General features: G+C 54.3%; 9 protein-coding genes. 8 read left to right on the plus strand and 1 reads right to left on the minus strand.

What is annotated here, in order from left to right:
- Window positions 1-40: 40 nt before the first annotated feature.
- From ccrud_RS03760 to ccrud_RS03795, 8 genes are read left to right on the plus strand one after another with little or no spacing between them, the layout of a single operon-like run.
- A complete protein-coding gene (locus tag ccrud_RS03760; protein ID WP_066564926.1) occupies window positions 41-268 on the plus strand; it encodes a DUF3107 domain-containing protein in 228 nt (75 codons plus the stop codon).
- A 14-nt stretch (window positions 269-282) separates the two neighbouring features.
- Complete coding sequence (locus ccrud_RS03765) at window positions 283-1152, plus strand: DUF3152 domain-containing protein (protein ID WP_066564927.1); 870 nt, start codon at window positions 283-285, stop codon at window positions 1150-1152.
- 7 nt (window positions 1153-1159) lie between these two features.
- Window positions 1160-1921 (plus strand): TIGR02569 family protein, encoded by a 762-nt coding sequence (locus ccrud_RS03770; RefSeq protein ID WP_066564928.1) that lies wholly within the window; start codon window positions 1160-1162, stop codon window positions 1919-1921.
- Window positions 1922-1924: 3 nt separating this feature from the next.
- Entirely contained in the window at window positions 1925-4975 is a 3051-nt protein-coding gene (locus ccrud_RS03775) for an ATP-dependent helicase (protein WP_066564929.1), read from the plus strand.
- Window positions 4968-8180: an ATP-dependent helicase gene (locus ccrud_RS03780; protein ID WP_066564930.1), complete on the plus strand. Its 3213-nt coding sequence runs from the start codon at window positions 4968-4970 to the stop codon at window positions 8178-8180. The genes ccrud_RS03775 and ccrud_RS03780 overlap by 8 nt, the downstream gene beginning before the upstream one ends.
- A 39-nt stretch (window positions 8181-8219) precedes the next feature.
- Complete coding sequence (locus ccrud_RS03785; protein ID WP_066564931.1) at window positions 8220-9281, plus strand: potassium channel family protein; 1062 nt, start codon at window positions 8220-8222, stop codon at window positions 9279-9281.
- A complete protein-coding gene (locus ccrud_RS03790; protein WP_066564932.1) occupies window positions 9278-9994 on the plus strand; it encodes an NAD(+) diphosphatase in 717 nt (238 codons plus the stop codon). Before ccrud_RS03785 ends, ccrud_RS03790 begins: the two co-directional genes overlap by 4 nt.
- 14 nt (window positions 9995-10008) lie before the next feature.
- Window positions 10009-12045, plus strand: a complete 2037-nt coding sequence (locus ccrud_RS03795; RefSeq protein ID WP_066564933.1) for an ATP-dependent DNA helicase UvrD2 — start codon at window positions 10009-10011, stop codon at window positions 12043-12045.
- On the opposite strand, the gene ccrud_RS03800 is transcribed toward ccrud_RS03795, so the two are convergent.
- Window positions 12046-12843 (minus strand): hypothetical protein, encoded by a 798-nt coding sequence (locus ccrud_RS03800; RefSeq protein ID WP_066564934.1) that lies wholly within the window; start codon window positions 12841-12843, stop codon window positions 12046-12048.
- Window positions 12844-12904: the final 61 nt, after the last annotated feature.

A 12904-nucleotide genomic window follows, 5' to 3' on the forward strand; every position in this document is an offset into this window, starting at 1 on the left:
AATAGGGTCATTCCACTACAACGATTCTTTTAGGAGAAGCATGGATATCAAGATCGGATTCGCCGATACTGCCCGTGAACTGGTTATTTCTTCTGCATTGCAGCAGGATGAGGCATCTGCGAAGGTTTCAGAGGCTTTGGCCAATGATTCTGGAGTTTTAGATTTGAGCGATGAAAAGGGTCGTCGCTACATTATTCGTAATAGCCGCATCGCGTATGTCGAGGTTGGCACGAGCACTCCTCGTACTGTCGGCTTCGCTGGCGCATAGGGGCATTTAGGTCAGTGTCGTCACAGGAACCTTTTTTGGTCCGCTTCGCGCGGGATTATGGTTGGCGTGCGTACGCCATCCCGGTGTTAACAGTCATTACTGTTTGGGTGCTTTTCGACGTATTCTCCGCCGATCAGCCAGCTAACGGGGCGAGTGAGGAGACGTCGAAAAGCTTATCGACGCCAATTTCCTCGCACCGCGCCGGCCCCGACCCCGCGCAGGCCGAACCGCAAAACGTTCCGCTGACGGAACTGCCGTCTGGCGGCGACTACACCGAACACGGTGCCGGCACCTTCCGTGAGGTTGGCGCTGCGCTGCCTCGCGTTGGCGTGGGGCACGAACAAACTTTTACTTATGTGATCGAAATTGAGGACGGCGTAAACACCGCAGCCTATGGCGGCGATGATGCCTTCGTGGCAGCAGTGGATGCGATCTTGTCTGATCCCAAAGGCTGGACCGCTGATCCTGCTTACGCCTTCGAGCATGTTTCGGGACAAGAGAACCCAGATCTGCGTATTCAGCTAACCTCGCTGAACACCACTCATGAACTGTGCGGCAATGACATTGAGATGGAAACGAGCTGTTTTTATGGCGATGGCGGTCGCGTGATGATCAATGAATCTCGGTGGATCCGCGGAGCTGCACCTTTTAAAGGCGATCTGGGTTCATATCGGCAGTACCTCATCAACCACGAAGTTGGACACGGACTCGGCTATGCCGCTCACGATTCCTGCGCTGCTCCCGGCGAGCTTGCCCCGATCATGATGCAGCAAACATTAAGCCTGAATAATTCAGAGCTCTACCGCATAGACCCCGGCGAGGTTTACCCTGATGACAACGCCACCTGCGAATTCAACTCATGGCCATATCCTCGCGGATTCTAGGAGAAACATGTCAAATCAACTGCCCGACCACGTCCGCGATGCTTTTCAAGTAGGAGCTGGACCTGCCGAACAACTCGGACAAGCATGGGATTACGGATTCCGCGTAGGTAATACCGTTTTTTCTAAAGTCATGGCTCCTGAAACTTCTGGTTGGTCATCGAAAACTCGCGAAACCCTCAAACCAGAAGGCGTACGAGTCGTACGACCGATCCGTTCCACCGACGGTCGCTTTGTGGTTGCTGGATGGCGCGCATCGGTGTTCTCTACAGGAATAATCAGTAAGAGGGTGGATGAAACAGTCGTCGCGGCACTTCGTCTTGCTGATGCCTTAATCGATGCGCATGCACCAGAGCCTGTGGACAATGTGTTCCACCGTGCCGATATTCAAGCGTGGGGCGAACAGCCAGGACGCATCGGAGAACTACTGCATACAATCGATCGTGTGAACCAGGTCGGCCATGCCGATATGTTGGCTACCACATTGTATTCAGGAACCCAGCCACCAGCTGTAACTGATCTGGTTCCAGTGCTGCGTCCACATGGATTTACTGCAGCGTTGGTCATTATCGATGGATTGCTTCTTGGCGCTGTCGACGAAGGAATCTTGCGGAGGTTTTCACATTTGCCAGATATTGAGCAGCTTGTCCTTCGTGCCTTTTTGTTCCGGCGTAACCTGCAGGAATTTTCTGAGAACAACGATCCGAATATTATTTCGAACCTAAACAGGGTGGAAATGGCACTCGTGTCATATGTTTCTGACAAACTTTGAGGTATGTCTGATTACAAACCACCAATTCCATCGGATCCACAAGTTCGGCTGATTAAGCCAACTTCGAAGCTTCGCCCTCGTTCTTGGGAGGGCGAAGCTTCGCATTTAGTTACTCAAGGCACCGGTTTATGGCGGGTGACTGGTGCGGCTGGCTCGGGGGTGAGCTCAGTTGTTGTCGATACTGTCATTGAGCGGATTCGCCAGGGGTGGGAACCATCATCGATGTTGGTTATTGCGACGTCGAAAGAATCCGCCAGCAGACTGAGACAAGAGATCTCAGAATATGTCTCCAAGATGGATTATGTGTCGGAAGGTCCGTTGGTGCGATCGGTGCACTCATTGGCCTTTGCTCTTATTCGTGATGCTTCTGATGAAGATATTCGGTTGATTACCGGTGCCGAGCAAGATGCGGTTATTAGAGAATTGTTACGCGGCCAAGCAGAAGACGGTCATGGCGGGTGGCCGCCAGAACAACGTGAAGGCCTTCGCATGGTGGGCTTTGCCAGGCAGCTGCGCGATTTTCTCCTGCGAGCGGTGGAACGTGGCGTCGGCCCGGATGAATTAGTGGCATTGGGCGAGCAATATGAGCACGCTAATTGGACGGCTGCGGGCAATTTTCTCCGGGAGTATAAGCAAGTGATGAGCCTTGCTGGTTCGCATAGTTTCTCTGCATCGGAGTTGGTTACCGAAGCGCTGCGAGGTCCGGAGCCAGCGGTGAAATACCGGGGCGTTTTTATTGATGATGCGCAGCATTTGGATCCGAAATCCGCCGAACTTATATCGAGGTTTTTCCCCGAAGCAGAGTTGGCTGTGGTGGCAGGAGATGCCGAGCAGTCGGTGTTTAGGTTCCGTGGTGCAAATCCGGATTTCCTCAACAAGTTGAATGCGGATCACGAATTGGTGTTGGAGTCGAAGAGGGAGGCGTCGACAAGCGTCGTCGTGGCAGAAACCGAATCGGCGCATGCGGACCTGATTGCTGACACGGTGCGCCGCGCACATCTGATTGATGGGCGCAGCTGGTCGGAGATCGCGGTGGTGGTGCGCTCTGCCGGCATGATTGCGCCGATCCGCCGCACCCTGCTTGCCGCGGGCGTGCCCGTGCACATCAACCCGACTGACGTGGTGCTGTCCGAACAACGCATTGTTGCCGCGATGATTTTGGGGCTACGCGCACTGACCGAATTGCTCAACCCAATCGAGCTGGAAGATCTACTCTTAGGGCCGATCGGTGGCGCCGATCCGGTGACTCTGCGCCGCCTGCTGCGTGGTTTGCGCCAGGCAGAGATGAAGATGGGCGGGCAGAGACGAGCGATCGTTGTTCTCGGAGACCTCCTTGAGGAAACTGATGCGGAAATGCTCGGATTTTTGACTGAGCGTGAGCTGAATTTGTTGGATCGGGTGCGTTCGGTGCTTGATTCAGGTCGCCAGGCGTTGGCGGATAAAGGCAGCATCGAAGAGGTGTTGTGGGCGCTGTGGTCGGCGACCGATCTGTCGAACTCCTTGTCAGCGATCAGCCTGCGAGGTGGCGCATCGGGTTCCCAAGCCGATCGCGATTTGGATGCAATGATGGCGCTTTTCGACGCCGCCGGCGACTACGTGGAGCGACGCCCCAGCGCGGGCGTGCGGAGTTTCATCCTCCATATTTCGGAGCAGGAACTGCCCACCGGCATGCGTGAGCGTCGTGGCGCGATTCCCGAAGCAGTGGAGGTGCTCACCGCGCACGGTACGACAGGGCGTGAATGGAAGCGCGTGATCGTGGCCGGTGTGCAGGAGGGAAGTTGGCCTTCACTGGGTGAAACCGGCACGTTGTTGGGGCAGGAAGAATTTGTGGATCTGGTCGATGAAGGCATCGATCCGGACATTATTATTTCTCGTTCCGTTGAACGTTTGGCTGAAGAGCGCCGCCTATTTTACCTTGCCACCACAAGAGCAACAGAAACACTGCTGGTGACAGCGGTAAATTCCCCAGACTCCGATGAAGTCCGCGAACCTTCGAGGTTTTTGGATTCGTTGAGACAACCGATCGTTGTTTTCGAGGGAGAAGAGACCAACCAGATCGCAGAGCCGGAAGAGCTTGGGAATCGGTTGTTGTCGATTCCTGCGATGGTTGCTGAGTTGCGGCGTGTGGTGAACGATCCGAGGGATCCGCGTCGCAAGCAAGCAGCGCGTCAGTTATCAAGGCTTGCTGAGGCGGAGATTCCGGGGGCGGATCCAAGTCAGTGGATGAGTCTGCGTGAGCCTTCGACTGAGGAGGTTTTGGTTGAGGGGCGTATTTTTCTGTCTCCGTCGAGGATCGAGAAATTGCTGAATTGTCCATTGCGTGCAGTGCTTGATCGTTTGGATAGCGAGGAGGAAACACCGATCGCGATGCTCAAGGGAACCTTGGTGCACGCGTACGCCGAAGCTGTCGCCGGCGGCGTGGATCCGAGCATCGCTGAAGAGAAGGTAACCAGCGCATACATGCAGCTGGCCAATGTGCCGGGCTGGTCGCACGAAAGCGCCGAAATCGCTTTTCGACGCATCCTCACCCGTACTCATACCTGGCTGCAGAATTCTCGTGCAGATTTCACGGAAGTCGGAACAGAGATGGACGTATCGGTCACCATCGATGACACCGTGTCGATCCGTGGGCGCATGGACCGCTTGGAACGCAATCGCTCTGAGGAGTTAGTGGTTGTCGATTTTAAAACTGGCAAAACTCAGATCGCAGTGAAAGACATGGCTGATCATCCGCAGCTCTCCGCATACCAATTAGCACTTTCCAGAGGTGTGCTGCGAAATGGCAAGATCAGCGATCCGGACGTTGGCGAGACCCCAGACCCAGTAGGTGGCGGATTGCTTGTTTACCCAGCCATCGATGCCAAGGCAGTGGGACAGAGGATGCAGGATCCGAAAACTCAAGAAGATCTTGATGAGTTTGCAGCTATGCTCCCCGGTTTGGCAGAGCATCTGCGTGGTCCTAATCTACTAGCCCGGGTTAATCCCACTTGTTCCAATTGTCCCGTTCGTAGTCTGTGCCCAGTTCAACCTGAAGGACGTGTGATCCATGCCTAAGATTTCTCCTCGCCTCCTCTCTCAATATTTGGGGCAAGAGCATGCACCGACTGAGCAACAGGCAGCGATCATCGGATCACAACCTGGTCCGCTTCTTGTTGTTGCGGGTGCCGGTGCGGGTAAAACTGAAACGATGGCTGCTCGTGTGGTGTGGCTTGTCGCAAACGGATTTGTGGCGCCCGATCAGGTGCTGGGCCTGACCTTTACCCGAAAAGCTGCGCAGCAGCTATCACAGCGTATCCGCCAACGTTTGGAAACACTCGCTGGTGTGCCGAGGCTGAAAGATATTGATCCGACCGGAAAACTAGAGCACAATCTCCAAGCAATTACTCCCACAGTGTCCACCTATGACTCTTATGCAGGCACCCTAATTAGAGAATACGGATTGCTGCTTCCTGTAGAGCCTTCTGCGCGATTGATTACGCAGACTGAGCTTTATCATATCGCCAGAAGCGTGGTGAACAATTACGAAGGAGAGCTCACCGCTACGCAAACTCCTGCGACAGTAACGGAATACCTGCTCAAATTGGTCTCCGAAATGGATAATCACATGGTCAGTGCCGAGGATATCCGCGAGGAATCGGATCCGTTCATTCAGCTTTTCGACGAGCTCCCCAAGGGCAAGGGACAACGCGATAACCTCAATGCCGAAATGACAAAGTGGCGGGATACTCAGATCGCTCGTCTCCAGTACTTGCCACTTGTGCAGGCGTTGAAAGAGGAATTACATCATCAATCGGTGGTGACTTTCGGTGAGCAGATGTCTAAGGCCGCGAAGCTTACATCGACGCATCCTCAAGTGGGCTATTCGCAAAGACGCAGGTTCCGCGTCGTGATGCTTGATGAGTACCAAGACACAAGCCACTCGCAGCGCGTGTTGTTGAGCAGTCTTTTTGGAGGGATCGATCCCGGATTAACAGTGAATGCTGTCGGCGATCCAATGCAAGCGATTTATGGATGGCGCGGAGCAACCGCTGCGAACTTGGAGAATTTTGTCGATGATTTCCCTCTCATTAACCTTGATGGCAAAACTCGTGCGCCGAAAAATGAGCTGACCACAAGTTGGCGAAATCCGCCCGAGGTACTAACCCTTGCCAACGCCATCTCGCGCGAAGTACTTGGATCGCCAGATTCGCCGACCCGAACTGTGCAACCGCTGCAGCCTCGTGAAGGTGCCCCAACTGGAGAGGTTTCTCTTGGGTGGTTTGGTACAGCAGCTGAGGAACGTACCTTTGTCGCTGACACTATGGAGAGGCATTGGAAAGCTCGTGAGGAAGCCGGGAAGTTTACTGCTGCGGTATTGGTGCGTAAGAAGCGACATTCTGCGCCGATGGCAGAAGAGCTGACTAAGCGCGGTATTCCGGTAGAGATCGTCGGTTTATCCGGATTGTTGGATATTCCTGAGATTGCGGATCTGATTTCTCTAGCAACCATGCTGGTGCGGCCTCAGGATAATAGGGCTGCATTGCGTATTTTGGCGGGGCCTCATGTGGGGTTGAGCGTTGCGGATTTGGAGCGCTTGCAAAGACGTGCGCGAAATATTGCTGGCCGTGTGTCGAGAGGCCACCGTGATAGATATGAAGATCCGATGACTGAGTTGGATGCGATTATTGAAGAAGCTACTGCGATTGAACCTGAAGCTGTGGTTGGTTTGGCTGATGCGGTATCGGATTTGGGTGAAGGCGATCGCTTCAGTGAGGAGGGCTTGAGCCGTTTGAGACGATTGGCCGGTCAGTTGAGGTATTTGCGCAAATATAGTTTGGGCCGATCGGTGGCAGATATTTTTGCTGATATTGAGACGGTGTTTAATATCCGTACTGAGGTGTTGGCTCGGCAGAATCCTTATGACGATGGTGCCGTGGGTACGGTGCATTTGGATAAATTCGCTGAAGAGGTGGCAAGCCATGGTGGTATTGGATTGCCGGAGCTCTTGGATTATTTTGAGCTCGCCAGAGAACAAGAGGAAGGACTGGAGCCAGGCGAGGTGACGGTGCGCAGCGATCGCGTCCAGATCTTGACTGTCCACAAGGCGAAGGGTTTGGAATGGGACATTGTGTCGGTGCTCCATGCCGATGCGTCGACTTATGATGCGAAGGCTTCGACGTGGCTGAAAAATGTCACGATGATCCCCTCGTCTCTTCGCGGCGATGCGGGTACCGGTGCGCCAGAGTTGGATACCTCTGGGGCGGAGGATCGTAAAGCTCTAGAAGATGCTGGCAAGGAGTACACCAATGAGGTGCGCGAGGGATTGAAAGAGGAGAACTCTCGGCTGTTTTATGTCGGCATCACCCGCAGCGAACGTGTGCTGATGGTTACCGGATCGGCGTTTGATGAAAGCGGCACCAAAGCAAAAGACCCCTATGGTCATTTGGAGATTTTGCGGGATAAAGCACCCGAGTCTGTTGTGGCGTGGTGGGAAGGTGAAGAGGGAGACGTCGAGAAGCAGAAACCTGCGGAAGGCATCTTCCCGCAGCTGAGCTCGGCAGACCGTTCCGGTGCGGATCTGGTGCGCGGCCCGCGCGCGGAAGCAAACAACGAGGGCGGGCTGGAAAGCCTGTGGGAAAAAGAGGTCAGCGCGCTTATCGACGAGCACCGCCGCCTGTCCAACCCCACCTTGGAGGTGGAAATTTCCCGCGAGCTCACCGCGACTGATCTGGTGTCTATGAAAAACAACCCAGAACAATTCGCACGACGGATGCGTCGCCCGGTACCGTTTAAACCCAACACCTACGCAAAACGCGGAACGATGTTCCACCAATGGCTCGAAGACCGCTTCGGAAAAACTGCGCTACTCGACGAATTTGAGCTCCCCGGCATCGACGAGGACTACTCAGACGATGCGTTCATCGAACTCCGCGATGCGTTCTTAGGCTCCGATTGGGAAAACCGCACACCAGAATTTGTGGAGCACCCTTTTGAAGTCACCATCGGCGAACACGTGATCCGCGGAAGAATGGACGCCGTTTTCCGCACCGATGGCACCTGGATGGTCATCGACTGGAAAACCGGCCGCACCCCAACCGGGCCAGAAATGAACGCAGCGATCATTCAGCTCGCCGTCTACCGACTCGCCTGGGCTAGGCTGCAAAACCTCAACCCCACAGAAGTACGTGCAGCTTTCCACTACGTCGCACACGACCACACCTTTGAGCCGACCGATCTGCCGACTCAAGAAGAACTGGCCCGGCTGCTGAGTCAGGAATAATGCGCCTATGATCAATCAAGAATGAAAGGACGGTGAACAATGGGCCGAACGAAAAACGACGGCGAGCTAGCCGATCTGCCGGATCATGCACTCTTAAGCATCATTCGCATCCCGCAAGCCGCCAAAAAAAGTCCCTGGGCACTGATCCTTCGACGAGTCATCTATGCGATGGTGTTGCTGATCTTAGTCACTTTGGTCGTCTATTTTGACCGCGATGGGTATTCCGAAGATCTCACCTTCATCGATGCGATGTACTATTCCACCGTCTCATTGACCACGGTGGGCTACGGCGATATCACCCCAGTGACACAATCGGCCCGCCTCATCAACATCATCGTCCTCACACCAGCACGCATCGGCTTCCTGATCTTGCTGGTCGGCACCACCTTGTCTGTGCTCACCGAAGAATCGCGCCGGGCACTGCAAATTCAACGTTGGAGAAAACGCATGCGCAACCACACCGTCGTTGTCGGATACGGCACAAAAGGGCGCTCCGCAGTCGCTGCACTGCTTGCCGATGGCGTGCCAGCCAATCAGATCGTTGTCATCGACACCGACCAAGTATCCCTCGATGCGGCCAACAACAGCGGACTTGTCACAGTGAAAGGCTCCGCCACAAAAGCAGATGTGTTGCGTCTCGCCGGTGTCGCCAGAGCGCGCGCTGTTGTAGTCGCACCAAACCTAGACGACACCGCAGTTCTGGTGACGCTTTCTGTCCGAGAAATCGCACCGCAAGCAATGATCGTTGCCAGCGTCCGCGAATCAGAGAACCAACATCTACTGGAACAATCCGGTGCGGACTCGGTAGTTATTTCCTCCGAAACCGCAGGACGAATGCTCGGACTCGCAACAGTTACTCCATCGGTTGTAGAGATGATGGAAGATCTGTTGTCCCCAGACGAAGGCTTCTCCGTTGCAGAACGCGCAGTCGGCGAAGACGAAATCGGATCAAACCCCCGACACTTGGCAGATATCGTCTTGGGCGTTGTCCGCTCCGGTGAGCTCTACCGCATCGATTCCCCAGAAGCAGAAACCGTGGAACCTGGCGATCGTCTGCTCTATGTCCGCCGAGTATTCAGCGAAGAGGTACAAGACAAATGAGAATTCTCCCTGTAGGCCCCAAAGACGAAATCGCAGTCAACGGAGCAATCGTTTTTCTTCCCACGCACCACGGAGACGTCGTATCGGTTTCCTCAAACCTGGGCACAGTGCGAGTAACTCTTGAAGAGATCACTGCACTGGGCACACCAACAGCACCCAGAGATCTCAGCTCTAGAGAAGTAGATGCCTGTGTATCGTTGCTGAGGAACCGTGAGTTAGTGCGATTCGACCCCCTCGATGGCAGCGAATTGACCTATCACGAACACAGCGTTGCCTATGGGGCGAGCGGCAAGCCACTGTTCCCACGATTGGATCCAGCGGTGATCGGCATCGTGGAGCTCCGTGGGGCAGATCGTTTGCTTCTAGGTATGAACGCACAAAAACGCCAACGCTATTCACTCATCGCAGGATATGTCTCTCATGGCGAATCGCTCGAAGATGCCTTTGCCCGGGAAGTATTTGAGGAAGCAGCGCGCCGGGTTTCTGAGATTTCCTATGTGGCGTCTCAACCGTGGCCGATCTCTGGTTCTTTGATGCTTGGCATGCAAGGCTATACCGAAGATGAAACACCGCAAGGGGAAACCGATGGGGAACTCGCGGAGACGATTTGGGCCTCGCCACTAGACATTATCGATCGCAAAATTCCGATCGCACCACCAGGATCAATCGCATACGACATGATTAATGCCTGGGCACGACATAAACAGAATTAAGGGAGCTTTTCACAGTGATCAATTTGCAGGACCTCGATGAGGATCAACGCATCGCCGCAACTGCACCTCGCGGACCAGTGTGTATTCTCGCCGGAGCCGGCACGGGTAAAACTCGAACGATTACTTATCGCATTGCACATCTGATTGATCAAGGTTTTGTGAGCCCGAACCGTGTGCTTGCGGTAACTTTTACATCTCGCGCAGCAGGTGAGATGCGACATCGCCTCAATCTCATGGGTATCGGCGGAGTGCAAGCGCGAACATTCCACGCGGCAGCGAGAAAGCAGCTGTTGTATTTTTGGCCGCAGGTTGCCGGTAATCTGCCGTGGCGGTTATTGGATAATAAATTCCAGCTGGTTGGTCGAGCGGTGCGTGGTGCGCACTTGGAATCGCAAACGGAAAAAGTTCGAGATATTTTGAGTGAAATCGAATGGGCGAAAGCCTCGTTGATCACTCCCGAACAGTATCCAGCAAGCCTCGGTACGCGTACTCCGCCAGCTCCAGCGGAGAAAATCGCTGAGGTATATCAGCGATACGAAAACATGAAGACAACGCCTGAGGGGATGTTGTTGGATTTCGACGATCTGTTGCTTCATACAGCTGGTGCGTTGGAGAACTCTCCGGCGGTGGCTGAAGAATTTCGACAGCAGTATCGCAGCTTCGTGGTCGATGAGTACCAGGACGTCACACCACTGCAACAGCGAGTGTTGGACGCATGGCTGGGAGAGCGCAATGATCTAACCGTGGTTGGTGATGCCAATCAGACGATTTATTCCTTTACTGGTGCAACACCGGACTATCTACTCAATTTCTCGCGGAAATACCCGGAGGGAACCGTCGTTAAGCTGCAGCGCGATTACCGCTCCACGCCGCAGGTCACCGGATTGGCAAATACCGTCATTGGCCAGGCACGGGGGCGCGTAGCAGGCACACGCCTGGAGCTTGAAGGTATGCGTCCAACCGGCCCGGAGCCGGAGTTTCGCGCCTACGACGATGAACCCACCGAAGCACGCCAAGTTGCGGGCAGTATTTTAACGCTGCTGAAAAAAGGCGTGCCGGCCTCCGAGATCGCTGTTCTCTACCGCATTAACGCGCAGTCAGCGGTTTTTGAGCAAGCGCTTGCCGACGCCGGGATCGTCTATCAAGTTCGAGGCGGCGAAGGGTTTTTCACCCGACCTGAAATTAGACAGGCCTTGAGTCAACTGATCCGCACCTCCCAACGAGACGTCGATGAAAGCGATCTGGTGCGTCTGACACAACGCACTTTGGTTCCCCTGGGATTAAGTTCTGAAGAACCAAGCGGTGCCCAAGAACGCGAACGCTGGCAATCGTTGAACGCATTGGTCGATCTTGTGAAAGATTTGGTCAAAGCCACACCCGATCTAGATTTCACTGGCCTGCTGCTCAAACTGCGTGAGCGCCAAGAAGCAAAGCACCCGCCGACTGTAGAGGGTGTCACCTTAGCCTCATTGCATGCTGCGAAAGGCTTGGAATGGGATGCCGTATTTTTAGTCGGCTTGGTTGATTCCACCCTCCCCATCAGTCATGCGATCAAAACCGGCGATGACGCGATCGAAGAGGAACGTCGACTGTTTTATGTCGGTGTGACGCGTGCGCGTGAACACCTCCACTGCAGCTGGGCATTAGCTAGGCAAGAAGGCGGAAGGAAATCCCGGAAGAGAAGCCGCTTCTTAGATGGCATTGTCATCGATACGACTTCCGAGTCTGGGACTCCACGCAGCAATCGCCCGCGCAACTGCCGAGTATGCGGATCGGTGCTCTCAAGCGCTTCGGAGAAATCCGTCGGCCGATGTGATAGCTGTCCGATCCAAGCGGAAGAGCATGTTTTCGAAGCATTGCGCACCTGGCGCAACGACACCGCGAAACGTGAAAACAAGGCTGCCTACATGGTGTTTAGCAACGCTACGTTGATGGCGATCGCTGAAATGAATCCCACCAACGAAAATGAGCTGCTGAGTGTGCCGGGCGTAGGACCGATGAAAATCGAGAATTATGGTGATGATGTGCTCGCTGTATTGGGCGCTCGTTAGTCACATCGGGTTCCAACACAACGGACATTTCGGGTGCACAGAAAATGTGTGCACCGAATTTGTCCGATCGTGCGGATTAACTTCTTCCACTGAACCAGACAGCCAAGAATCGGCAGTGACCCATGCAACCAACCGAGCCGCGGTAGCCATCTCTGTGACAGGATCAGGAAAAGACGGACCATTGGGTTGTTGATTCACGATCGCCAACCAATGCGGATCGATATCGCAACGGTGGAGATCGATGCACATGAGGCAAGGACCGACTCCATTACGGCGCCCCGGGCCAATGACACCTCGGCTATCAATGATTGAGGCACAAAGATATGTGGGCACTGCTTGATTGAGTAATGGTGCTAACCGTCGGGAATGTGCCAGGCGGTTCAGAATCAGTACATGTGAGGAGGGGAGTTCAAAAAATTCTCGGGCAGGTTCATTATTCATATGCGGGCGAGGAATAAAGCCAGAAGTTTCGAGAAGGAAGGCGGTGACGTCGACAAGTGAACCGTCCCCGAAGAGCAATACTTGCTCGCCTGCCGATTCGCGCACCACGCCAAATTCTAAAAGGTCTTCCAAAAGGCTCTGCGCAGCAGTCGGCGCAAGCCCCACAGAACCCAGATCGCGTACGACATCAACGATCGACCGTGCAGTGCGCAGATTACGCAGAATTGGCACCACCTGGGATGACAGTGCTGGGTCGATGTTTAACACCCCAGCGCGAGTGGCATCGACGCCAAATTGGATAGCTGAGTCTGGTCGAATGAGAACTTGAGCAGAGTTGGTTAAAGCGATTTGTGTCATCGAAAATTTCCCCCAAAACTTAAATCGACACCCCGATGCCACCATTTCAACACAGATACAA

This window comes from Corynebacterium crudilactis (assembly GCF_001643015.1).
Lineage (GTDB): Bacteria > Actinomycetota > Actinomycetes > Mycobacteriales > Mycobacteriaceae > Corynebacterium > Corynebacterium crudilactis.